This is a genomic window from Paenibacillus nuruki (assembly GCF_001721045.1).
Classification (GTDB): Bacteria; Bacillota; Bacilli; order Paenibacillales; family Paenibacillaceae; genus Saccharibacillus; species Saccharibacillus nuruki.
This window is the reverse complement of sequence record NZ_MDER01000042.1, coordinates 16,543-43,061: the sequence shown is the minus strand read 5'-3', so window position 1 is coordinate 43,061 and position 26,519 is coordinate 16,543. Positions and strand designations below refer to the sequence as shown.

At 39.8% G+C, this 26,519-nt stretch carries 14 protein-coding genes; 3 read left to right on the top strand and 11 right to left on the bottom strand.

Features of this window, described 5'->3' with window-relative positions:
• Positions 1-66: 66 nt before the first annotated feature.
• Complete coding sequence (locus PTI45_RS12140) at positions 67-1,668, bottom strand: TolC family protein (protein ID WP_069327855.1); 1,602 nt, start codon at positions 1,666-1,668, stop codon at positions 67-69.
• 732 nt (positions 1,669-2,400) lie between these two features.
• On the opposite strand from PTI45_RS12140, the gene PTI45_RS12135 reads away from it, so the two are divergent.
• The 3 genes from PTI45_RS12135 to PTI45_RS12125 all read left to right on the top strand — a co-directional run bounded on the left by PTI45_RS12135 (position 2,401) and on the right by PTI45_RS12125 (position 8,001).
• Entirely contained in the window at positions 2,401-3,879 is a 1,479-nt protein-coding gene (locus PTI45_RS12135) for an efflux RND transporter periplasmic adaptor subunit (RefSeq protein WP_069327854.1), read from the top strand.
• Entirely contained in the window at positions 3,876-7,001 is a 3,126-nt protein-coding gene (locus PTI45_RS12130; RefSeq protein WP_069327853.1) for an efflux RND transporter permease subunit, read from the top strand. Before PTI45_RS12135 ends, PTI45_RS12130 begins: the two co-directional genes overlap by 4 nt.
• Positions 7,002-7,113: 112 nt before the next feature.
• On the top strand, positions 7,114-8,001 hold the full coding sequence (locus PTI45_RS12125; protein WP_069327852.1) for a TetR/AcrR family transcriptional regulator: 888 nt from the start codon (positions 7,114-7,116) through the stop codon (positions 7,999-8,001).
• Positions 8,002-8,113: 112 nt separating this feature from the next.
• On the opposite strand, the gene PTI45_RS12120 is transcribed toward PTI45_RS12125, so the two are convergent.
• The 10 genes from PTI45_RS12120 to PTI45_RS12075 all read right to left on the bottom strand — a co-directional run bounded on the left by PTI45_RS12120 (position 8,114) and on the right by PTI45_RS12075 (position 26,491).
• Entirely contained in the window at positions 8,114-8,503 is a 390-nt protein-coding gene (locus tag PTI45_RS12120) for a DivIVA domain-containing protein (protein WP_069327851.1), read from the bottom strand.
• 153 nt (positions 8,504-8,656) lie between these two features.
• Positions 8,657-10,231: an ABC transporter substrate-binding protein gene (locus PTI45_RS12115; protein ID WP_069327850.1), complete on the bottom strand. Its 1,575-nt coding sequence runs from the start codon at positions 10,229-10,231 to the stop codon at positions 8,657-8,659.
• Positions 10,232-10,252: 21 nt separating this feature from the next.
• Complete coding sequence (locus PTI45_RS12110) at positions 10,253-11,158, bottom strand: carbohydrate ABC transporter permease (protein ID WP_069327849.1); 906 nt, start codon at positions 11,156-11,158, stop codon at positions 10,253-10,255.
• 16 nt (positions 11,159-11,174) lie between these two features.
• Positions 11,175-12,083: an ABC transporter permease gene (locus PTI45_RS12105; protein WP_069327848.1), complete on the bottom strand. Its 909-nt coding sequence runs from the start codon at positions 12,081-12,083 to the stop codon at positions 11,175-11,177.
• 322 nt (positions 12,084-12,405) lie between these two features.
• The gene (locus tag PTI45_RS12100; RefSeq protein ID WP_069327847.1) at positions 12,406-13,338 is read right to left on the bottom strand and encodes an alpha/beta hydrolase; all 933 of its coding nucleotides are present in this window, start codon (positions 13,336-13,338) and stop codon (positions 12,406-12,408) included.
• 162 nt (positions 13,339-13,500) lie between these two features.
• On the bottom strand, positions 13,501-16,626 hold the full coding sequence (locus tag PTI45_RS12095; protein WP_069327846.1) for a type 1 glutamine amidotransferase family protein: 3,126 nt from the start codon (positions 16,624-16,626) through the stop codon (positions 13,501-13,503).
• 414 nt (positions 16,627-17,040) lie between these two features.
• Positions 17,041-18,372, bottom strand: coding sequence for a glycoside hydrolase family 125 protein (locus PTI45_RS12090; protein WP_069327845.1), 1,332 nt, complete (start codon positions 18,370-18,372; stop codon positions 17,041-17,043).
• The gene (locus tag PTI45_RS12085) at positions 18,366-21,887 is read right to left on the bottom strand and encodes an alpha-mannosidase (protein ID WP_069327844.1); all 3,522 of its coding nucleotides are present in this window, start codon (positions 21,885-21,887) and stop codon (positions 18,366-18,368) included. The genes PTI45_RS12090 and PTI45_RS12085 overlap by 7 nt, the downstream gene beginning before the upstream one ends.
• A 73-nt stretch (positions 21,888-21,960) precedes the next feature.
• On the bottom strand, positions 21,961-24,261 hold the full coding sequence (locus tag PTI45_RS12080) for a glycoside hydrolase family 3 N-terminal domain-containing protein (protein ID WP_069327843.1): 2,301 nt from the start codon (positions 24,259-24,261) through the stop codon (positions 21,961-21,963).
• A 715-nt stretch (positions 24,262-24,976) separates the two neighbouring features.
• On the bottom strand, positions 24,977-26,491 hold the full coding sequence (locus tag PTI45_RS12075; RefSeq protein ID WP_069327842.1) for an ABC transporter substrate-binding protein: 1,515 nt from the start codon (positions 26,489-26,491) through the stop codon (positions 24,977-24,979).
• Between the last annotated feature and the right edge of the window lie 28 nt (positions 26,492-26,519).

The following is a 26,519-nucleotide window of genomic DNA, read 5'->3' as shown; positions in this document are numbered from 1 at the left end:
TAAGCAAAAAAGAAAAAGCCTATCCTGTACTAAAAGGATAGGCTTTTATTTGAAAACAATACTGATTTAGCCTGCACTAGCAGCAGATGAGCCACCGGAAGCACCAGCAGCGGCAGAACTAGAAGAAGCTGCGATATATCCATTTTCCATTGCTTGTACTTTAGCTTGTTGTACATAGAATTGCAATTTAGCCAAGTCTTGTTTCACTTGATCGACATGCACTTGATATTGGAATTTATCAAAATCGTATTTTGTTACGACACCAGCATTGTAACGAATCTGCATATTGGTATTATCCAATGTTACATCACTTACTGTACGTTGTGCTGTTACAACACTTTTGTATGCTGTATCTGCATCTGTGTAACTGGATTCGATAGATTTAGCCAAATCTATTTTGCCTTGAGATAATTGTTGTCTAGCAATTTCAGTATTTGCTTTGGTTGCTTGCTCGTCAAAGCTATTAGCTGCATTTTTATCTTGATTATCTTCTTCCCATTGAGCTTGAACGATGCCATTAGCAAGCGTCTGTACTTGGTATGAAGAAGATAGGATCGCATCTACATTTTTCTTAGCAACTGGTTCTACAGTTACATCGATATCTGTTAATTGAATATTTGGATTATATTCAATACCTAGATCGAAAGAAATAGTGATTAACGCTTTTTGGTATGCATCTTCAAGATTCGTTAAGTTATCTTTTTCAGCTAACAAAGCACGATTAGCTTTATCGATATCTTCTTGTGTACCTGATCCTAGAGATTGTAATGTCTGAGCACGTTGTACATCACGAGTCAATACATCGATATAATCTTTAGACAATTGGACTTGTTTTTGACTTGCCAATAACTGTACATATTGACCTGTCATTCCAAGTTTGATGCCTTCTCTAGCTTCATTAATTTGAAGTTCAGTATTTTCTTTTTGAGTATCCAAGCTATTGATATTTTTCTCTAATGTTTTACGAGAAGTTTCAAGTTGTGTGTTTTGAGCTGCTGCACTTTTGTTTAGTCCATCCGAAATTTTACCTACAGCATTTTGAAGTTCTTTCAATTGTTGCTCATAAGCATCACTTGGATCCGGTTTGGATGGTTCAGGAGCCGGTGTTCCAGGATCTGCGGGATCAGCAGGATCAGTTGCAGCTGCACCAGCAGATCCAGATCCGCTGTTGTCAGTTGTTGGTGCTGGAGTAGGTTCATCTGTTTGAGCACTAACGGTGTTCGCTGCTTTTAATGCAGGACTTGCCGTAGTAACAGAACCACTTTGTGGATCGTCACCATTTACACCTGAATCTGTACCACTGTTATTATCAGATGGAACATGCAATACAGGAGACCCGTTACCTGCTTGAATATTAAAACTGTTGTTCAAATCAACAAGGTTCACACCTAGGCTCGCATTTTGTTGATCCAACACTTTATATTTTAATTGAAGAAGTGCTAGATTGTATGAATCATTTAATGCTAAATTAATAACTGTATTTAGATCCAAAGTATCAAGCTTTTTCAATTCGCCTGCTCCAGAGATCGTTAATTGTGATGCTGGTGTTGCTGTTGTGTCTGTCACTACTGGAGTTGGGATTGCATCTGCAGCGTGCGCCATTGTTAATGGTTGTGATGCAACAAGCACCATAGCCAGAAGAGAAGCGCCGACGATTCCTTTTTTCATATCCAAATTACCTCTTTTCATATATTCAAAACCATAATTCCAATCTCAAATGAATGCCTCTGCCAAAAACATTTAGTATAGCTAATAAAATTAATTTAGCATTACTAACAAAATAAATCAACTACAATTCAATAAATCATTTATAATTATAAATAAGTTCTGTTGAAAAAAATCACTTTCTTACTTATATAAATGTTCCAATACCCTACTTCTATATTATATACCTTAAATGACATATACGTAATCCTTGTTTAAACATTATTTTGAAATAAAATTATTAAATAATAGCCTGCTTGGCTAAGTCCACTCTAACAATATGACCACTACACCTACTAAAATAAACGCAGCAATAGAAAGATGTATTTTTTCCTTCATCATTGCAGGCTTCGTATCTATATAATGAAGTTTGTGATTAGGTCTATTATTCTTCCTCTGATCTGGATCGTAAGGATCTGTCGTTTTCACAGTGTCTCACCTACTCTTCCATATATTGTATATCTTATGATACTACAATCTTACCATCCGTCACACAATATTCACAATATGATTCCAATTAAAATAAGCATCCACTCTCCGATTTAATTTATCCATTTCAAATCTACATCCAGAGGTTGAGGTCTCTTCAAATTTAGTTTGATACAATTGACAAGCATCGTATAAACAATCTATAATTCAGCCATGAACTATAGAGTATAAATTAAACTGGTGAGTTCAGAGGAGGATACTGTAACTATGAAAAAAAGCTGGCCAACGGCCTTTACAGCGATTCTGTTAGCTGTTAGTTTGACAGCATGTTCGACAGAGAAAGCTGCAGTGGAGCCGGCAAGTAGTAGCGTCGAAGTCACAGCCGTCAAAGAAGTAACATTAGATGCGGTCTATGACTTATCAGGCACACTACAAGCATATGATGAGACCCCTGTTTCTTTTAAAATCGGTGGAACAGTCACTTCAGTGAATGCCGATATTGGAGATCAGGTTACAAAAGGGAAAAGTTTAGCCCAATTAGATAGCGCAGATTTACAACTTGACCTCGACAATGCGAACCAAAGTGTTGCTGCAGCCCAAGCTTCCCTCAGCAATGCACAAGCTTCTCTTACCAGCGCGCAAGCTTCCCTCAGTAATGCGCAAGCCGCCAAACAAGCTGCTCAAGCAGGTATCGCATCCGCTGATGCACAGATTCAAAGTGCTAAAGTACGTGAACAAGGCGTAGCTGCTGGAGCACGTACACAAGAAAGAGCACAATCGCAAAATGCTGTAAACAAAGCACAAACGGCTTATAACCAAGCCAAAACAGCAGCAGATCGTGCCAAAACATTATTTCAAAATGGTCTATTAACTCAGCAAGAAAATGAGCAAGCGCAAACGACTCTTGCAACTGCACAAGACAGTCTTAACGATGCGAAAGAACAACTTTCTCTTCTATTAGAAGGAGCAAGTGCTTCTGATCGTGCAGCAGCGGCTTCTACAGTAAAAGAAGCAGAAGTAGGTCGTCAAAGTGCTGTAGCTAGTGTAGAACAAGCCAATTCAGGTATTGAACAAGCCAATGCGGGTATCGAACAAGCCAATGCCGGTATCAGTCAAGCTCAAGCTAGTTATGAGCAAGCTGTTATCGCTAAAGAAACCGCTCAATTGAACTTATCAAGAGTAGGACTTGCCGCTCCAGTATCTGGTGTCGTTTTAGAAAAAACGATTTCTAACGGACAAACGGTTACTGCTGGAACAGCTATGTTTACTCTAGGTGAGATTAACAAACTTAAAGTGTTGCTTCCTATCGCAGATAGTGAAATCAGTAAGTGGAAAGTTGGACAACAAGTTAGCTTGAACCTTTATGATGAGACGCGTACAGGTAGAGTAACGAAGCTATATCCTGCAACCAATGAAAATACAGGTTCTATTAATGCAGAAGTTACCATTGATAACCCTAAACTCGATTGGAAACCAGGTCAGGTTGTCAAAGCTTCACGTCAAGCCGCTTCATTAAAAGGAATCGCAATTCCTGTAGAGGCAGTCGTTAGTACAGGATCTGAACCTTATGTATTTAAAAATGTAAATGGTAAAGCCGTTCAAACCCCTATTGAAATTGGTAATCTATACGATAATCGTTATCAGATTACTAAAGGCTTAAAAGTAGGCGATCAGGTGGTGACTCAAGGAGCGGACCGTTTATTTAATGGAGATGCCCTTACAGTAAGTGAGGCGACCGCTAAATGATCAAATATATCGTCAAAAAGCGTAAAATTACGCTTGTCTTCTTTATCATGCTTATTCTGTTTGGTATCGTAAGTGCATTGCAGTTGCCTAAACAATTAATGCCCGATATCGTTATCAAAACAGCAACAGTAACGACGACTTATCCGGGTGCAACTCCAGAATTAATGGAGCAGACGGTTACCAAAGTATTAGAACAAAAAATTAAAGAAGTTACTAATCTCGATACCATTTCTTCTACTTCAAGTAATGGTGTATCCAGCATTATTATTCAAGCATTACCAGCGGCAGATGCAAAAGATACATGGAGTGAATTGCGTCGTAAAGTACAGGATGCTGAAGGTGAACTTCCTGCTGATGCAAACACGCCTATTGTCAATGACAACTTAACACAAACCTTTGTGCAATCTTTTGCTTTGTATGGCAAAACAAAAGAAGACATTTATGCTTTAAGTGATCTTATGAACACATGGCGTGACCAACTTCGTTCTGTACCGGGTATCACCGATGTAGCGATCAAAGGTATTCCCGATCAACAAGTACGAGTTGATGCAGATATGGCGAAGTTAAAACAGTATAACATTTCGTGGGAATCGGTTATGCAAGCGATCCAGTCTGAAAATAACCGTGTACCTACAGGTGATATTGCATACGAATCCCGTACTTATCAATTAACTGTAGACGAATCTCATAATGTAGATTCCCTCAAAAACATTGTTGTTTTTCAAACCGAAGCCGGTGTTCCTGTCTATGTTAAAGACATCGCAAATGTACAATTGATTACCGATAAAGAAACATACTTAGGATATTACAACGGTGTACCTGCCATTTCGCTTGATATTAGTAGTGAAACAGGTTCTGATGTACCTACCATGCATGAGCGTGTAGCAGAAAAAATGACTTCACTTGAAAAAACATTGCCTGCTAATATCAAACTTACTTCCTTGTTTGCTCAAAAAACAGAAGTAGATCGTATCTTTAATGATTTGATTCGTGAAATGTTAATTGCTATTTTGGCTGTTATTATCATTTGTATGTTGGGATTGAACTGGTTAACCGCTTCTTTTGTAGCTTTGGCTATTCCAGTCTCGATTGCACTAGGTCTTATCCTTCTGCCTACACTTGGAATATCACTGAATCAGATCACGATTGTAGGACTTATTATTGTACTGGGGATTCTGGTCGATGATGCGGTTGTTGTTAATGATAATATTGAACGGCGATTAACCGTACTCAAAGAAAATCCGACAGATGCAGCAGTCAATGGTACCAAAGAAGTATCCATCTCTATCGTTACAGCTACATTAGCAACGATTGCAGCTTTTGCTCCATTGATGCTACTTGAAGGCGATATGGGATCATTTATTCGTCCGATTCCAACCATTATCTCGTTATGTATGTTAGCTTCGATGATTATGGCATTAACGATCATTCCTATTTTCCGTGAATGGTATGAAGAGCGTCGTAATGAACAAGGTAAAACACATGGCACAGAAAAACCTGCTGGACTATTAGGTAAACAAATCCAATCGTTAACTAATGGCTATGCTAAAAAATTAATGCCTAAAGTGCTAAAACGTCCATTAATTGTGGCTTTAACAGGGCTTATTGTGAGTACACTTGCTTACGGGTTAGCTGCTTTTACACCTGTCGAGCTATTCCCAAGTTCATCTGATCCTCAGTTAACGATCAATGTATCGTTGCCTACAGGTACTTCTTTACAGAAAACAGATGAAGTCGTAAAAGGTGTTGCTAAATGGGTCAAAAAACAGCCAGGTGTTGAAAATATAGCTTATGCTTCTGGCGGCGGTGCACCTCAGTTGTTTACCAACCTTAGTCTAGGTGGCGGTGGTGTCACAACTGGACAGATTCTAGTCACCGGTGAAGAACATAAGCTCGATGTAGCTACAGCGTCAGAACAGTGGTCTGATCAACTTAAAAAAGATTATCCAGGTATCAGTATCTCTGTAAAAGCTACAGATTTGGGTGTCTCTGTAGGTAAAGCAGTATCGATCCGTATTCTAGGTGATGATCTGGAAGAAATTCGTAGCCTAACCGATAAAGTGAAACTTGCGATTGCTGATACACCAGGAACATACGGTATCACTGATAGTATTGGTGTAGAAAATTATGCTTTGAACTTTGTCGTAAACAAACAAGCTATGGATCAATACAAAGTGAGTTATGAAAACTTAACACGTACGCTTTTGATGATGGGTAGCGGTATTAGTGTAGGTGACTTTGATAACGGTGAAGATCTAATCGATATCAAGCTTTATATGAAAGATTCTACCAACGCTAGTCCAACAGCACTATTCCAACAAGTCAGTATTACCAACTCTGCTGGAACTCAGATTCCATTATCACAAGTGGTTGAAATGAAACCATCATTTGCGATTCAACAAATCGATCGTTACAACTTAACACGAGTGAATACGATTGAGGCAGATGCAAATGGACGTACAGCTACAGAAGTTATGCAGGAATTAGAACCTAAAATACAACAAATTAATTTCCCTGAAGGATACACATGGGATGTCGGTGGAGCAACGTCCAGTCAAACAGATACCTTTACTGATTTAGGTCAATTGTTTGTAGTCGTTATCTTCCTGATCATTATCTTAATTATGATTCAGTTCTATTCGCTTTCAATTCCAATGATTATTATGACAACTGTATATCTAGCAGCCGCGGGCGGTATATTAGGATTATTTATCACTCGTACGCCGATTGGATTTATGTCAGTCATGGGGATTATTGCTCTTGCCGGAATTGTTGTACGGAATGGTATCGTATTGATCGAGTTTATAGAAGATGCAAGGCATGAAGGTATGGAGCTGACCGATGCTATTATATCTGCTGCATCTGCTCGTTTCCGCCCGATTCTTTTAACATCTTTAACAGCGATTGTCGGTATGATTCCTATCGCTACTGTCGGTGAATTACTATTCCGACCACTGGGAGTTACGATTATTTTCGGTCTGGTCTTCTCGACAATTTTGACACTGTTTGTAGTTCCTTCTTTATATATGGTTGTAGCTAGACGCAAATTAAAAAAAGCAGCTCGTAAAGAAGAACGCAAACAACAACGTCGTGAAAAACTGAATTTAAGCAAAAAAATGTAATTTTATTATTCTAGATACATGAATCTGTACTGAATAAGAACAGGCTTCTTTTCAAAGAGCCTGTTCTTATTTTATAATGACGTGATGATATAGCGGTAAAGGAGACGTGCACTTGAAAAACAAAGAACATGAAATTATTGAAGTAGCACTTCAACTTTTTTCCGAAAAAGGATATACTTCTACTTCTGTAGATGAGATTGCTAAAGAAAGCGGAATAGCGAAAGCTTCTTTTTACAAATTTTTTCAAAGTAAAGAAGATGTTCTTGTCGCTACTGTTGTAATGCATGGACACAAAATCGATGATGCCATCTGCAAAATGTATTCCGATACTCATTTACCACCTGAACAAAAAATAGCTGAATTTGTGCGCATTTACTTACAGAACTCTTTGGATACCAAATTCCATTCGATGATGATTTCGATGCATGATAAAAGTCTATTTCACAGCGAGAAGTTAATCGAAGCGTTTCTTATCGTAGAATACAAATTAAGCAAATGGACTACCGATTGTCTGGTGGATATTTATGGTGAGCAAGTAGAGCCTTTTGCTTATGATGTGATCTTTATGATTAGAGGCATGATGATGCAATACCTGATTCTGCCTATGATGGGACTCAAGCCGAATACAACAGATGAAGAATTTGCTGCTCTACTGGCTAACACCGTCGATTTATGGATTAAGGGTATGATGGAATACAACTATGTACCGATCTGGGATTGGAAACAGCTCAAAGTAGATCCTGAACATATCAAAGATAGCCCTATTTTCAAAGGGATTATGATTCATGATGCTTTGCTAGATCTCAAGCGATTACTGCATCACCTCCAAGTCTCTGATGAGCAAAAAGAAGAGTATCGTCAGGTTCTGCAAGAGTTAGAACAAGAAATATTGAGCGATGTAAAACGTAAAGGGATGCTTAAAGCGATGTTTTCTTTTCTATCTCAAGAACCCACTCTGGTTGAAAAATGTCATCTGTTACAATCAGTGCTGGATATCTAATCCTATTGATACCAAAAAACTGCTTTCTGTTATGATCACAGGAAGCAGCTTTTTTTATTGCTCATTTCAAATATATCTCTATATGGATTAATGTATCCATATCACTTTAAGATTAGATCATTTTTTTATTGTCGCTATCACGTAAGCGAACTTTAAGTTGATCAATTGTACGTTCTAGTGTTCCAATCGCATCTGTTACAATACTGCGATCTACCGAATCCTCGACTTCTTTCATCCGTGCAGAAGCGCGCTCACTTTCATACGTCTGGCGACGTTGAAGTTCATTATATTTATCAAGCAAGTCTGTAATGACTTTGTAAAAACGCTCATAATCTAAAATAACATCATCTAGAAAAAAATCGACTTCTTCTTGAGAGTAGCCTCGCATTTTGGTCCCAAAATCTTTTTCATGAATGGTAAGGGCATCGAACTTAATCCCCAACTGCTTAAATAAACGTTTTTGGTCTTCTAACTTACGCTGATAATTCTCATCTACAGCCATGATGATCCCCCTATTCCCGTAAGAACTTATACTCACATACAGTTCTTTTTTATAAATGTACCATAAACACAGCATAGGGGAAAACAATCTGTTCAAAGATATTTCGCTTAGGTATGCTTGTTTGTCCGAATGAGTAGAAAGAAAGTCGCTCGATCATTGAATAGAAGAAGCTGAAGATTGGGCGGCTTTCCACAGATTCAATTGCTTTTGCTCTTCAGCAATCAACGTTTCTACTCCAGCGATCTGTAATTTTTGCAAAAAAACAGGCAATACTTTCTCTGGATCAACCGTACCATTAATCAGTGGACGATAGTATTCTGCCAATACATTATTGATAGCAGCTACCTCTGTAGATACTGGGGCAATATTCATATTGAAGCCCAATGCTGGCGCTGGAATATTACCGCTGTTAAATGCTTCATACTGCTCATACGTATCTTGAGGGTACGATTTATCAAAATACGAGATAAAGATATTTCCCCACATCCAGCCATATCCATAATCATACTTTGGATTCAGCGGATCCATACCCGGTGCAGGTTCGATATGTTTATCATCTACTTTGATATAATGAACCCCTTCGATTCCATGCTTGAGCAGATTAGCCAGATAAGGATCGGTATATAACAATTCTAAAAACATCATCGCACGTTCAGGTTGCTTGGAAGAACGAGGAATTGCAAAAGCTCCACTTTGCACATCGCCTGTCTCAATAACCCCCTGCCCGATATTAACATAATCCAGATCGTATCCCAGTTGACTGCTGCGCTCATACACATAATTAGGTGCATACGATAGTGCTCCTGCAAATATCTTACCTGTTTTCCAATCTCCTTCGGCTTCATACATCGGGTCTTTAGGCAAATATCCTGCTTGATTCCAGCGATACATCGTCTCTACAAAATGCTTAAATTCAGGTGTGGCATATTGATTGAACACTTGATGATCATCACGCTTAAACGCAGGCGATTCTCCGATATTGATCGCACCTGGCAAATACCAATCACCTGCAATATGATTCATTGGAATCGACCGATATAACATTTCCGGTGTATCCAGTGGTCTTAGTTGAGGTTCATGCTGATGCACAATCTGTAAAAGGGGTTCTAAATCTTCCCATGTCTGAATACGATCTATCTTGAGATGATATTTATCTACAATGTCTTTACGCATTAGCACACCGTATTGATGTCCAATTTCTTTGTTAAGCGGTACAGCGTAGGTCTGATTATCCACAAGCATGCCTTTCCACAAAATAGCTGGAATCGACTTCTGCATCCCCACTCCATACTGCTTTAGCAAATGATCTAATGGTAAAAAGGCTCCTCTAGACACATTGGCTAAATAATTATTGGTCCATGAGCTAGTAAATACTAGATCTGCTGGTTGACCAGAGGCTAGAATCGCTGGTATTTTCGCTTCAAATTCGGTTGGATTCAGTGTGATAATACGAATATTTGCATTGATTTTGCGCTTAAGGTATTTATTGACTTCGTCCATGACTTTATCTTGATCTGGCATAGGATTCGCATAATTGTAAAATACCAATTCCGCAGGTGGAAGATTACTTTGCGTCGTCTCTTGCCCTGTCTGTGAAGATTGTGAAGTGGCTGAATATAAGGTCACATCTTTCTGATCTTGTTGCCGACAACCTGCCCCAATACACAACAATACAGATACCACCAGAAGTAAAAGCATTCGGTGATACCTGTATCTGGAATGGTTCATCCTATTCCTCCTTACCTTGTGTTAACCTTTGATACCACCAATTGTTAATCCTTTTACAAAATACTTTTGGAAAAATGGATATGCGCAAAGAATCGGTGTCAATACGATGACTAAGATGGCCATACGTGCGCCTTCGGCTGGAATCTGCGCCATTAACATATTGTTAGTCGCTGAAGTCGCATTACTGGTTACAAAGTCGATATTAGACTGCAATTTCATTAACATATATTGTAGACTGACTAATTTGGGATTGGTAATATACAACTGTCCAAGGAACCAATCGTTCCAATAGGTAACCAGTGTAAATAATCCAACAGTAGCGAGTCCTGGCTTGGACAACGGAATCACAATACGAGCAAAGATATACCATTCTCCTGCTCCATCAATCCGTGCGGCTTCTAGAATCGCTGTTTCAATAGATTGCTGCATAAACGTTCTCAAAATAATAACATTAAAAGCACTCAGTGAATACGGTAAAATCAAAATCCAGAATGAGTCTGCTAAATGAAGAACATTCGTATTTACAATATAAGAAGGCACCAATCCACCGTTAAATAACATCGTGAAAAATAAGAAAAATGCCATCACATTACGATAACGAAAATCACGTCTCGACAATACATACGAGAATAACGCAGTCACCAGTAGGCTAAATAACGTTCCTATCGCTGTAACGCCAATCGTCACATAAGCCGATTGCAGAATCTGATCTCCATTACGGAACACATAACGATATGCATCCAAGCTCCATTCTGAAGGTAAAAACTGATAGCCTTTAGCAGACAAGCTCGCTTCACTGGTAAATGAGATCGCATAAACCAGAATAATTGGAATAATACAGACCACACACAGTACAATCAAAATCAGGTTAAATACAAGATTCCAACTTTTTGGAAGCTGATTGAATTTACTAGATGTTTGCTCCATCGAAATTCCCCCTTTTCTAGAACAGCGCGCTGTCTTTGTCCATTTTTTTCACAATCCAGTTGGTAATGATGACAAGCACGAACCCGACAAAAGACTGATATAAGCCTGCTGCTGCGGTCATACCGTAGTTCCCCATCGAAGTTAGGCCGTTGTAGACATACGTATCAATAACCTGTGTAACAGGGTACAGAGCGCCTGAGTTGTAGGTCACTTGATAGAACAATCCAAAGTCAGCGTAAAAGATTTTGCCGATACTGAGAATAGTCATAATAATAATGATTGGCTTGAGACAAGGAATCGTGATAAAGCGAATTTGTTGCCATTTACTAGCACCATCAATCGTAGCGGCTTCATAATACTCTGGTGAAATACCTGTAATCGAAGCGAGGTAGATAATACTGCTATACCCTACACTTTTCCAGAAAAAGACAAAGATCAAAATGTATGGCCAATAGGTCGTTTCAGAATAGAAATTAATCGGATGCATTCCCATAAACGTTAGTGCTTGATTGATAATCCCTTTGTCTGCACTAAGGAAAGCATAAAAAATCAAAGCAACAATCGTCCATGATAAAAAGTAAGGCATAATCAATATGGTCTGATAGGTTTTGGATAGAAATCGGTTACGAATCTCATCAAGCACAATAGCAAGGGCAACTGCGAGAATCAGTCCGAAAATAATAAACACGAAGTTGTATAATAATGTGTTACGTGTAATCAGCCATGCATCACCTTTGAATAAATACTCAAAGTTTTTGAACCCGATCCAGGGACTGCCTAGAATACCATCGTAGAAATTATAATTTTTGAAAGCAAGGATGACTCCGAACATCGGCAAGTAGTTGAACAAGACCAGTAAGATTAGTGCAGGTAACGCCATCAAAAAAAGAACTTTATTTTTACGTAATTCGTACAAAAAGGTCATGATTGAAGTCCCCTTTCTCTCCGGTATCTCTCTTGTGTGCTTATTCTTTAATTATGGGCAAGAGAAGGAAAGGAAACTACGCTAAGTTCTTTAGGTTATGTGTACTTTTTTTAGGTAAGCGTTCTCAAAATAGAGTTATGGGATTGAAGGCGACTTCATTATGTTAGTTTTAATTACATATTTAGTAGAGGCAGACCGCTTCGATAAAGGATTACTCTGTCGATATTTGATAATAATTGGATATCAGAGTAGTTTAGCCTATACCTATAATCAAAAAAAAGTCGAACGCTACACCTTCGTGTATATCGTTCGACTTTTTTGATTATTTTGTGCTATCGATAAAGCTTTTCAAATCATCTGCCATGACTTTGGACTGAGTGTAATGTAGATAATGAGTGCCCTCTAATAGAATGATTTTGCCATGTAGTGAATTTTTGATTTGTTCTTCATGTTGAGTTGTCCAGTTTTTAATATCAGGATCATCTTTGACTAGAAAGAAAATCACAGGTAGATTTTTAGGGAATTGTAAGCCTTGTACAGCTTTGAAATTCGTCGGCAATAACTGTGCTTCACTCACAATATCTGGGTTCATCATATTTTTGAGTGTAATCATTTTGATCTGTTCTTTGGTTGCCTCATCTACATCAGGTGTCATAATCTGACTCGGATTAAGCTTGACTAGCAAGCGGTAAAAGCCTGATTTTTTCAGGATGCTTATCGATTCGGTATCCATCACTTCTGTCGGCTGTGTAGGGAAGCTTGTATCTATACCTGCAAAAGCAGTCACTTCATTAGGATATTTATTCACATAATCTAATCCATAAATACCTGAGATCGAGTGACCCATCAGAATGTATTTATTGATCTTCAATTGTTGCAAAGCTTCATGAATCTCATTCGTAATATTGTCGACTGTACGAGGTTTATCGGTGACATCACTTAATCCATAACCAAATGGTTCAACAACAACGACTTTGTAATGCGACGATAGTTGATCAATCAATGGTTTGAAATCTAGAGCTGGCGATGCTGTACCAAAACCGGGAATCAATACAATCGTTTCTTTACCTTCTCCTTGAATCATTACATTCATGTTTTTACCATCTACAGCAACCGATTGTCCGTATGGTTGTATTTTGCTTTGTTCAGACTTACTGGCGAAGACATTAACGGTATACACCGTTCCTAAAAAAATAACGATTAATACAACAACAACTGCAATAGCTTTGAGCATAAACTTGAGTAATCTTTTCATAAATTCATTCCTTTAATATTGACTTGATGAATAAGTAACTTCTTTCAATTATAAAGTATTTTATTTATATAAGCTAACTTCGTGTTATATGAATCCATTCCTATTCAAAAAAGGGATTACCTGTGTAGGTAACCCCTTTGATTCTTGCTATAGTCGTTGTTGCTATTTCACATCAATACTTACTTCTTCTGGACGATAGACGGTGCTAATTGCACCTTCTGTATCGGTAGCGAACATCACTGTACGTTCAGCATCCAATTGGAAACTGTACATTTTGTGACTGATCGGGTCTTGTACTTGAATTTGAGCATTCGCTCCATACTCGGATACAAAGATATACAGATTACCTTGATCGAAAGACAATTTACGTCCATAGACACCGGATAATTCATCGCCTTGCAACCATTCCAGTTCAGAAGACACTTCTGCTTCTGCTAGCGCATATTCATACAGTGCAATTTGAGTTTCGGTACGATCGCTTAATTCTACAGGCAATGGGCTCCAGATGATTTTACCTTTACCTATCGCTACATTTTTCACCTGAGCAACACCGGTCAGTGGAGCTTGTTTGACCAGTTCAGCAATACGTTTGCCACTAAATGATACCGGTAACACTTCTTCGCCTAACTGTAATGCTTCTTCACGGCGGACATTTGATAATGGAGCACTCTCTGTCACTTCGCTTAGACGATCTGTAGGCTGCCAGTATTCATCTAATGATAACGGCCCTGTAAATAATAAAGTACTGCCATGCTCTTCTACATAATCGACCAGTTGCTTGAGCGCTGCTGTCTGGAAATTATGAGGACTTGATACAATGATTAATTTCGGCGCATCGCCTGTCGTTAATTCATGTAAATGATATTCCCCAAAAGCACGTGCATGTACATTCAGTTCATAGGATAAGGTACGAATTAATTTGGTTGTTGCATCATGTGCTAGTTTGCGATTCGACAAATCATTGGAATATGGGAAAACAACAGCTACTTCTTCCAATTGACGATTTTCAAATAAATCACGAGTTGCATTCATAAAGCGTCCAAAGTCATAAGATACGTCTGCTTCTGGCTTTTCTGTTCCATCTGCTCGTACAGCACCGATATGAGATTCATTGACATTGTGCATATAGAAATTGATATTCCAGATCCACTGCACTGCCCCTGCTCCACCTGTTGAGAAAGCATACGCATATTTGCGTTCTAAAATATACTTCAATTCATTTTCTGTACGCTTGGCTTTGCCTTCTGGTGTCTCAATATACATAATCCCTGTTTCTTGGATGAGATTCGGCTTCTGTGGTGTTTTGGTGAAAATACCATCCCACACGAGATCATCCATTTCCCACCAAGAGTGTACTGTCGTATAATCGACAGTCTCTGCATACAACAATGGAGATGGACGTTGCCCTGCTAATCCTTCATCTTGTCCAACCGTCACTAACTGCTTCGGTTGAATACTTTGGATCATACGAGTGAGGTCTGTCGCCCAGCGATTGTGCATATCCATCGTAAACAGATTATAGTCGAGCCAACGAGTTCCTTTTTTCGGATGAATCGAGGTTGGATTATAACTGATATCATCGACATGCACTGGATATACCGCATCAAAATTGGGCAACTCTTCAGGTGTCATATTCCAGCGTTCTTGTACTCGGGTAATATCGCTATCGTAACGCTTTTCTACCCATTCTTTGTAAGCCGCAATCTCAAATTCATCGTACACTGGTTGCGGACCTGAAAATGGACGGTCTGGATTGAACATAGACGGTTCATTGATCAGATCCCAATGAATATTGGATGTATGACGATGACGGGTTACAATCGCTGAGATAAAACGCTTTTGCGCTTCTACACTACGTGGATCAAGATACGGGTTAACCCCTTCCCAAGCTTCCGGTGTAAATGCAAAAAAGTTAAATGTCAGTTCATGCCCGTGCTTTTTACTTGTCAAAATAAACGCATCAATTGCACGCATTACTTCTTCATAGGGATGACCATCGACAAACATCACATGTCGCCAAGCACTCCATACACCTGTACGTAGATAGTTAATCCCTGCATGTTTCATCTGTGCCATATCTTTATCCCACACCGCTGTATTCGGTAAAAATAAGAATTTGCGTGCTACATCTGAAGTCATATACGTCATACCCACAATCGGTAATGGACGACCTTCTTTGCGGAAATAATCACGATCAGCTGTTAACATTTCACCTTGTGCCAAAAAGTCTGCATCAAATCCCCAGAATCCTTGATGAATGCTACGTACTTCTCCAGATGGTGAAGTGATCGTTCCTTCCAAGCGATAATATCCAGCTTCGATCGTAATCTCAACAGGTAAGCGTACAATATCCAGTTCACGAGAAGCAGCAATCGTTAATTTTTGGGTCCACACGTCTGTAAATTGACCGGATAAATCCTGATCTTCTTTGGCTACTTGTAGATTGAATATCCACTCTCCGCTGATATCTGCACTGGTGGAATGACGTTGTAGCGATTGTAATTGAATCGTTAACGTTGGACGCTCACCCGGTTCATAACTTGCATAGTTGGGCTTCACCCAGATTTCAGTAACCCCTTTGGCAGCAAATTCGCCCCATTTGGAAATAGCTTCGATTCCTTTTTCCCAGAAGGCTTCACCTGCTAATTGGTTAACAAATATCCATCGTCCACCAGCATAAGCTCCTTTTGTATTTTCAAGCAAAATAGCAGGAGCGGCTACTTCACGTCCGTCTTTGGAGATTCCTTTGAGCAGAGGATAAATATGTGCATCCATCGGTCCACTGGAACCCCCTTGTGCAGGATGGTCATTGGCTTTGGTCACATGAAGCGCAAATCCCCATGTGCTTTGACGCTCAAATAATGATTCTTGTCCTGCAAATAACGGAAAATCTTTGCTTGCTTCATAATGATCAATCGGTGTTACTTCTACCGGTAATACTTCGTTAATATTCAAAATTTGATGATAAGCGGTTTGTTCATTTTCTACTTTCCAGCCATCTAACGTTTCATTGACAGGCTTACGGAAAGGAATACCGCCCATATGTACAAATCCTTTGCTATTATTCAAATGATTATGGATCGCTGTCCATGCTTGTTTGGGAAAGTAACTGCCGTGCAGATGAATAAACAAATCTGCTTGCGTAAGCGCTTTAGAAAGTTCGCTAGCTGTAACCACTGTGCCTTGCTTGTGCAGTTCGGTTAGCTGTTGTTCATTCGGTCGTTGTCCATCAAAAGGGAATGCAGGATCATAAAAAATTACCGTATGGAGCTTAGAAATTAATGTCATAATAATCTCCTTCATCATTTATATTGGATTAGGATAAAACTGGATTTGAAAGTTTCGGATAGTGAGATAGACCGCTATGGGAATATGATTGTTCTTATTGTCGCTGAAGTATCTTTCTTACGAAAGCTTGTAACTCTTTCAGAACAATCATATTCCCTTCGCTCTCTGCTCTTACATCCTCATTTCTAAATCGTTTTTTTCGTAATGAGGGTGGGTAAAGGTTAACAAATTTAGAAATAACTTTAGTTGAATAATAATGCTTGATCAAGATTGGTTAGTTATCGTTTTGTTTTCTGGTGATGATGTTGTACTTTGTTATTTTGTACTCTTTTACTATAACTGATTTTATTAAGTTACGCATTAAGTAATTTTTGAAATAATGAATTTCAACTTTATTCAACATTTTGATGTGTTTTATGATGATGGCTTGGTAAGTAAACCTTTTTGTATCGCTTTATAGATTAACTGTGAAAATAAGCTGTTGGACCATGCAAACCATGGGCGGGTAAAGATTGTCGGATCATCTGAATGAAATCCTTCGTGCATATAACCTGTATCTGCATCAGTAGTTTCTAATAAATGGATCATGTCTACTATTTCAGCATCATTATTGGCTGTTAATCCTTGCATGGATAATCCCATATGCCAGATATAACCTGCTGGTGTGTGAGGGCTGCCCATGCCTTTGGCAGCTTTTCCTTCGAAATAGTATGGATTTTCGGTACTTAAAATAAACTTCCGTGTATTAAGATACATCGGATTGTTCACATCACAATAACCAAGATAAGGCATTGATAACAAACTTGGTGTTCCTGCATCATCTACCAGACAATAATTGCCAAAACCATCGGTCTCATAAGCATAAATATTGCCATGTACAGGATGACGATAAATACCATATAGCTCGATACCATGCTGAATTTCTTCTTCCATTTCAGCCAATTCGGCGCAGAACGCTTCATCACGATAGACAGCTCGTACCATTTCTTGCATTTGACGCAGAGAAACGACAGCGAACATATTGGAAGGAATACTGTAATGAAATTCGCAAGCATCATCGCTAGGACGGAAAGCTGACCAGATCATTCCTGTGTAGTTAACAGGCATCCCGAGTCCCTTATTACGGATCGTATCAATTGCCGGACAATTGCGTCTGGTAAAACGATACGGTGATTCTTCCATATGACGTTGTTCTGTTCTCCATAATTGGAAAATAGTACGCAACCCTTGCTTAAAACCTGCGTCGAAAATATCGGTATTGCCACTTGTTTTCCAATAGTGATATGCCAAGCGAATTGTAAAACAAAGCGAATCCAGTTCAAACTTGCGTTCCCAGACCCACGGGCTCATCTCTGTCTCATCTGCCGGGTCCCAATGCCAATCATTCGCAGTTTCATTAAATGAATTGGCATATGGATCTATCTCTAGATAAAACATATGTCGTCTAATCAATCCACTGATTATTCGTTGTAGCTGTTTATCTTCTTTACACAATGGCACATAGTGCATTAACTGTTCGACCGAATCACGTAACCACATTGCCGGAATATCGCCTGTGATTACGAATGTGGAACCATCGTCCATTAATTTGGTTGTAGTTTCTAATGTATTTGGAAAACAATTACGAAAGAGTTCAGCTAACTTTGGACGATCTACTAACGCTTGCTCTGCTTCTGCTAGCACATCCTGAACGGCCTGTGGCAGTTCGAATGTGGACATTTGAACATGTTCTAATTTTTCTAGCATGATGATAGATCCCCCTTATTCCATTTCAATGTTTTGATCTCATAAGGTTTGAAATGTAGCTCTACAAGATGATCGGTGATAGTTAACGTGTCTAGATGATCTTCCAATATATTGACCAATGTCATTACATGCTCGGTGGTATCTTCTGCTTGTGCAGGTAATTGAATATGCGCTTTACCTCGACTGCCTGAAGATTCATAGAGACGGATAATCGTTCCTTGACCATCTTCTGCTGGCTTCATCGTATCTAAAATAACATGCTCACTATCATACGAGAAAATAGAATAGGATAAATTATCCTGCAACTGACTTGGTTGTTGTACCTGTTCAGCTGTAGTCTGGAATTCAATGATTCGATATGATGCTGGTTGATTAAGTTCTGCGGCGGCACGCACAATATGAGCTTCACGCCAATTGTCACCATGTGGTAATAGCGAATACGTAAACTCATGATGACCTAGATCTGCACCTTGATCTGGCCATTTCGGTGCTCGTAGTAAAGACAAACGCATATTGCAGTCTTTAATATCGTAGCCATATTTACAATCATTAAGCAGACTAACCCCATAATTACCTTCTGAAATATCTGCCCAGCGATGTCCACAGACTTCATACTGTGCTTGATCCCAACTGGTATTCCTATTCATCGTACGTTCTAGAGCACCAAAAGGAATCTCATAGGTGGCTTGCTCTGCAACGAGATCTACAGGGAACGATACTTTTAGTAATTTGTGACTTTCATTCCACTCTACCTCTGTTTTGAAATCGATTCGGCGATGATCGGTATACAAGAACACTTTTTGCGAAATAATCGACTGCCCAATCTGCCAGCGGAAGTGTAAAATATCGCCTGTCTGTCCATGCATAATGACTTGTGAAGAGATCAATTGAGCTGTATCTGCAATCTGTTCTGCAAAATGCGGATCAATATCCCACGCATCCCACAGCAACGGGCGATCATGATAAAAGCCGAACACATTGCCATATTGATGTTCTTTCAACACTTCACGTTCATACTCTTTATCATACAAAGACGATATCTCACCTTGTTCACTAAACTGGATACGATAAAAAGGAGTTTCCCATACTGCTGGAACAGATTTTCCTATTCTATCTTCTACTTCTACCGTCGAATGAATATCTGCATATGCTGATACTGTATTCATTTCATCCTCTGCACGTAACCAGATCACTTGATAATCGAATGCTGGAATTGATGGTACATAGATACGTAGAATGTATTTATTTTCCAATTGGTTATCATTTTCTGTGGATAACTTTGTTGTTTCTTGAGTTGCAGCTGAATCTGTATTGGTGGTATGTCCGGGTAAAATAGGCTGAGCTGCTGTAAATAGAAGCTTCGGAACATCCGCATGAGTTGATGGTGTAGAAGGTATACTTGATGGTTCAAGAGTGCTTGGTGTCACTAGATCACTGCGTAGTAATTGCCCAGCTTGATCATAGACTTGCACATCTGCTAACTCTTCGCCACCTTCGATCTGTATCCATTCTCCACGTTCCCAACTTAGACTGTTAAATACGGCATAGGCTGTTCCTTGATATTGATTAGAATATGCAAGCTGTTCTGCGATCATGGTTGTCCACGGAGCTAGGGCTTGATTCAGAGCACTTTCTCCAATACGTAAAATCTGAGCATATTCCACTTCCGAAGTATCATACACTTCAGGAATCGCTGAACCCGGCACAATATCATGAAACTGATTGAGCATAATACCGAGCCATCCATTTTTAAATTGTTGCTTGGTAATCATGCCATCTTCTGATTGCTCAAACAGACTTGCATGTACTGACAATCCATCATCTGCATGTTGCTTAGACAACAGTTGCGACTTTTGAAATGAAGCCTCTTCTATGGATGATTCGACTACCGATGTCTCTGTTAGACTATGTTGATTAAAATAAATAGCTGTTAACCGTTCCCAAATCTCAGCTTCACGATAAAGGAGTTCTGCTTTGCGATTGTGGCGTTTATTCCATGCTTGTGTTGTATACGTTCCCCGGTGCAACTCTAGATACAGATCGCCACGCCATACCGGCAAGTCATCGGCTGACTCTAACGTCTGTGCAAAAAAGTCTTTAGCTGTTCCAAATTCAGCTTGCGGTAATCCTACCATCAAGTCTGCATGTTCTACATATTCGATCATTTCATGAGTGACTCCGCCGCCACCATCGCCATGCCCGTACAATAACATTTGCTGAGGATGGACATCTTTTTGACGGAAATATTCCCAGTGCTCTCCAATATCTTTGGGAGTTGTCGACTCATTCACACCATGATTGAGATAAGACAATATTGGCGTTCCATCAATGCCTACCCAGTGAAATAGATCATACGGGAAAATATTGGTATCATTCCAATTGAGCTTGGTGGTCATAAAATAATCGATTCCCGCTTGACGCAACAATTGCGGTAAAGATGCGCAATATCCGAACGTATCTGGTAACCATTCAATCGTTGAAGTGATCCCGAACTCATCACGGTAAAAGTGTTGTCCATACAATAACTGACGTGCTAACGACTCTCCACTAGGAATATTCAGATCAGGTTCTACCCACATTCCGCCTACCAATTCCCAGCGACCTTCTGCGATCCGTTCTTTGACTTTGGTGTATAGCTCTGGATAATGATCTTTCACATAAGCAAACAGTTGTGGCTGACTCTGAGAGTAGATAAACTCAGGATACTGCTCCATTAATGTACACATCGTTGAAAATGTACGACTGGATTTACGTACCGTTTCACGTACAGGCCATAACCATGCGATATCAATATGTGATTGTCCGATCATATACATATAGCCATTGTCTGCTGCTGTTGGAGCAAAAGCTTGTACTTGTTCTCGTAATAACTGTTCCAGTTGTTGCCACGGTTCTTCCAGTTGCCATGATTCTTTTGGAAGATCATAAGCAGTATTCATCACTTGTTCTAACGCTTTCTGAATAGCGATTCGGCGTAATTCATTTTCAGGTAAACGGCGCATACTATGTAGCAATACACGTACACTGTACATTAGACTACGCAATCCACCATTGATGCTTACTAGACTGGCATTGTACCGGCTTAATGGAGCTACATATTCAGGTTGCCCATTAAGTGGATCGTGCGGTTCAGGAATAGGATCGTATAATTCAATATCTAGCTGAATATCTGTACCAGTATAAGATTCTCTTAAAGGAACAAACGTATGATTTTTATCCAGCCCATGATAGAACTCGCAATTGATTTTAAGTAATCCTTCTCCACCGCCTGCACTGAATACTAAGCCGACAGGATGTGCTGACCATGAAGCTGGAATCTGCTCTTGCGTGTGTAAAAAGTAAGTGATGCCATAGGTGGATCGTAAGCTCATATCACTGTTCTGGCGCGGAACTGTGATCTCATAATGATCAGGTGTCACATAACGTGCTTCTTCTACAGTCCATTGATTCAGTTCTTTGGTCTCTAACCATTGCTTGGTAGATAAATGTTTGATAAATCGTTCGATCCGGTACATATACTGCCTCCTCGAATAGTCATTGATTTAAGGTATCATCTTATATCTATATTCATTTCATATCCCTTAGAGATTACCGAACCGTCAACGTCACGACCTGACCTTCAACCGAATTGCTACCAATTTGTAAATGGAACTCGCCGGGTTCGACAATACGATCCAATTGAGCAGTGACTAATTCCAAATGTTCTGGTGTGAGTGTGAACGTCACAGTCTGTGTCTCGCCAGGTTGTAAAAAGACTTTTTGGAATCCTTTCAGTTCTTTTTCTGGACGAGTGACAGAAGCGAATAGATCCGTCAAATACAATTGAGCCACTTCCCAACCTGCGACTTGCCCTGTATTGGTGATCTCTACACTCACTTGAGTATGTTCATCACGCGCAATCTCAGCAGGACTTACTACAGGTAAACTGTATGCAAAAGTGGTATAGCTGAGTCCATGTCCAAAAGCATAAGCTGGTTGCAAATCCATTTCCAAATAACGTTTCCCACGTGTCCGCTTACTGTTGTAATAAACAGGCAACTGTCCAACATGTCTAGGAACAGATATAGTCAGCCGACCGGAAGGATTCACTTCGCCATACAAAATCTCTGCTAAAGCATGACCGCCTTCTTGCCCTGGATACCATGCTTCGATAATCGCATCTACATGTTCATCAATCCACGGTTCCGCTACAGGTCGTCCATTGATATAAATTACAATTAACTTTTTGCCAAGGGCATAGATCTGCTGACATAATTCAAGCTGTACTCCTGTCAAATTCAGATTAGAGCGGTCGATACCTTCTCCACATTCCATATCGCTTTCTTCCGAATCATGAACTAGTGATTGCCCTGTTCGTAAATCTATCGTTCCTTCGCCAAAATCGCGTGCACTTGATCCACCTAATACCAGAATTACGGTCTCTGCTTGCTTGGCAGTCTCTAACGCAAGCTCGAATCCTTCCTGTGACTCGTCTTTGATCCGACACCCTGGAGCATATAGCAGTTGATCGCTGTCTACACCGAGCTTCTGGCGAATCCCTTCTAACACCGTAATCACTTTGCCTGCGGGTTGAGGTGAAGTGTAATCACCTAATTGGTTATATGGTTTATTGGCATTGGGTCCAATCACTGCAATTTTTCCAGTAGATGTTGGTTGTAAAGGTAACGCTTCATTTTTATTTTTGAGCAAAATAATCCCTTGTCTCGCCACTTCACGAGCCAGTTCAATATGTTCTGGACTGTGGATCACCCAGGCAGCACGTTCGGGATCAACATAAGGTTGATCAAATAGACCCAACTGAAACTTCACTTTGAGTAGACGGCTAACCGCCTGATCCAAATGGGCTTCTTGCGCAATGCCTTGCTCTAATGCGGATTTGAGATATTTGCCAAACATATAACCTGACATTTCCAGATCAATTCCTGCTTGTAGCGATAAAGCAGTCGCTTTTTCTCCTGTCTCCGCGACATTATAGCCGTGCACTAGCATATTCATAGCGCTTGCATCTGTAATAATAAATCCATCAAATCCCCACTGCTTGCGCAGTACTTCATCTAATAAGTACTCACTGGATGTACAAGGTACCCCATCAATTTCGTTATATGCGGTCATGACCGATATCGCTCCAGCTTCAATCGCTTTGCGGAAAGGAACCAGATCGATCTCATGCAATTCTTTCATTCCCATATGTACAGGTGCGGCGTTACGTCCACCTTCTGAAGCGCCATAACCGACAAAATGTTTTAACGTGGCGATTACGGTATCTGGTGAATCCAAGCCTTTTCCTTGTAGACCAATCACAGCGGCGGCGGCAAGTTCTCCTGCGAGATAAGGATCTTCGCCATATGTCTCCTCGGTTCTGCCCCAGCGTGGATCACGCACAATATCGAGTACAGGGGAATAGGTCGCTACTCCGCCCTGACTACGTGTCTCTATCGCTACCGCTTCACACATTTGTTGATACAAGGCAGGGTTCCATGTACTTGCGGCAAGCAGTGGAACTGGATATACCGTAGCCCCGATTGCCATATGTCCGTGTGAACATTCTTCGCCAAACATCAGTGGAATCCCTAATCGGGAATGTTCGATCACAAAGCGCTGGATATCATTGAGTGCGGCGGCTCCTTCTGCTGGAGAAAGCCCTGTTTCCAGTGTCACTTCTGTCCACGGATCGGCACGTAATGTCGCATATAATGAACCAATTTTACCCTGGCGGATATCTTCTTTGAATTCTTCAGTAAGGGTAACGGTTCCATCTTCATTTTTGCTAAAAGTACGCCAGCCAAACAATTGGATCAGTTGCCCTACTTTTTCGTCTAATGTCATTTGAACAAGCAAGTCTTGTACGCGTTCTTCGATTGAAAGTGCTGGATTTTTATAGTTGGTCATGTGTGATCATCCTTTCAATTGGAGTTGCAGGGTAGGAATAAAGTGGAAAGTTTCTGCACATCTAGGTGTACACCGCTGCGGGGGAAGAGTGGCTATTGTCGTCGCTGGTGTAAAGAAATCCCCGAATGAACCGCTTAGCGGTCGGGATTTCTTTACAAAGGCGAGCGCTTCGCTCTTTCATAGCCTCTCCTCCCCCTCCGCTCTGTGCTAGGTGCGAATTTCTCACCTTTATTTCTAGCAACTTGGGTGGGTAGTGTAGGACATGGTAAAGATGATAGTGATGTAAGATAGAAATATTTAGTTTTGCTTTTAGTATGGTGATTTGATTTAAACTTGGATTTAAATTTAGGTTTTTTAGGTTTGGTTTGGGTGAGAAGTTATTACTTTTTGGCTGTTAGTGTATTAATAAGTGATAGTCTGGTATTTTTTACTTTAGTTATTTTGCTTTAGTTCCTTTTTATTTATTTGCATATGGTTTGAGGTCATGAGTTTGAGATAGATTGTTTAGGATTATGAATAGCATCTTAGTTAAAAAATATAGAGATTTCGTGATCTTTGGTTTCTTTTAAAAAAATTGGCTATATTAACTACTTCTGTTCTTGAAGTGGGATACCTGTAAATTTTATTTATTATTTGATTTGTTTAAAAAGAAAAGGACGGAATGGGGGTTCCGTCCTTTGGTGTGGTATGGAATTGCTGGTGGTGCTTTTGGAAATTAGGAACCGGTTTGTTGGGATTTCCATCTGTCGTATTGAGTTTGCATTTCAGCAAGCATATTATCTACACCAGCATCTTTTAACTTCTGGATAAATTTAGGAAGATATTCATCTGGATTAACGGTTCCGGTGACTAGTGGTTTGTAATATTCACTGATCACATTATTAATCGCAGCAATCTCGGTCTGTACCGGTGTGGTATCAAAGTTAAATCCTAATGCTGGTGCAGGGGTGTTATTGTCTTCGAACTTTTTGAATTGTTCTAACGTATCTTTAGGATACGATTGATCATAGTAGAACATATTCACATTTCCCCACATCCAACCATAACCGTAGTCATAATCTGGATTAGCGGCATCTACACCTTTTGCAGGCTTGATAAATTGATCATCGACTTTAGTATAATCTTGTCCTTCAATACCGTGTACAAATAAGTTCGCTAATGTTGGATCAGTGTATAGCAAGTTAAGGAACATCATGGCACGTTCTGGATTTTTCGATGAACGAGGGATCGCATAGGCGCCGCCTTGAACATCACTGGTTTCCACAACGCCTTTACCTAGATTTTGATAATCCAATTCATATCCTAATTGAGCACTGCGTTTGTAGACATAGTTGGGAGCATATAGTAGAGAACCGGCAAACACTTTGCCTGCTTTCCAATCGTTTTCGCTCTGGTAATCGACATCTTTAGGTGTATAGCCTGCTTGATTCCATTTGTAAGCTGTTTCCACGAACTCTTTAAATTCAGGTGTATCATATTGATTGAAAATTTTATCGTCGGAACGGGCATAATATGGTTTGTCGCCTACATTGATGATACCCGGTAAGTTCCAGTCACCAGACATATGTTGGACAGGGAAAGAGCGATACATTCCTTCTGTACCATCTAAAGCAAGAATACTTGGATCTTTTTCATGTAAAGTCTGTAAGATCGGCTCCATGTCTTTCCAGGATTGAATACCTGCTACATTTAATTTATATTTATCGACCAGGTCTTTACGGAATAAGACGCCTACTTGGTGACCGATTTCTTTGTAGATCGGTACAGCATATAATTCTTTGTTCACTGTCATCCCTTTCCACAGGGTATCAGGAATTGTTTTTTTCAAATCTTGTCCGTACTGATCCAGTAGTGGAGTTAAGGGTGTGAAAGCTTGCTTGGAGACGTTGGACAAATAGTTATTGGTCCATGAACTTGTAAATACGATATCCATAGGTTGACCCGATGCCAACATCACAGGTACTTTGGTTTCAAAGTCACTGCCTTCCATCGTTACTACTTTGATCGTAGCGTTAATCTTCTGCTTCAGATATTCATTCACTTTCTCCATCACTCGATCTTGACCTTTCATCGGCGTTGCATAATTATAAAAGATCAATTCGACAGGAGCGAGCTTACCATCTGCTGTTGTTCCGTTACTTTCTTTGGAACCGCCACAGGCAGACAAGACAATAGATAACATCATAATCACGACTAGACTTAAAGACCATGCTTTTGATTTGCGTAACATAGACCCATCCCCTTTTTCGTTCTTTATC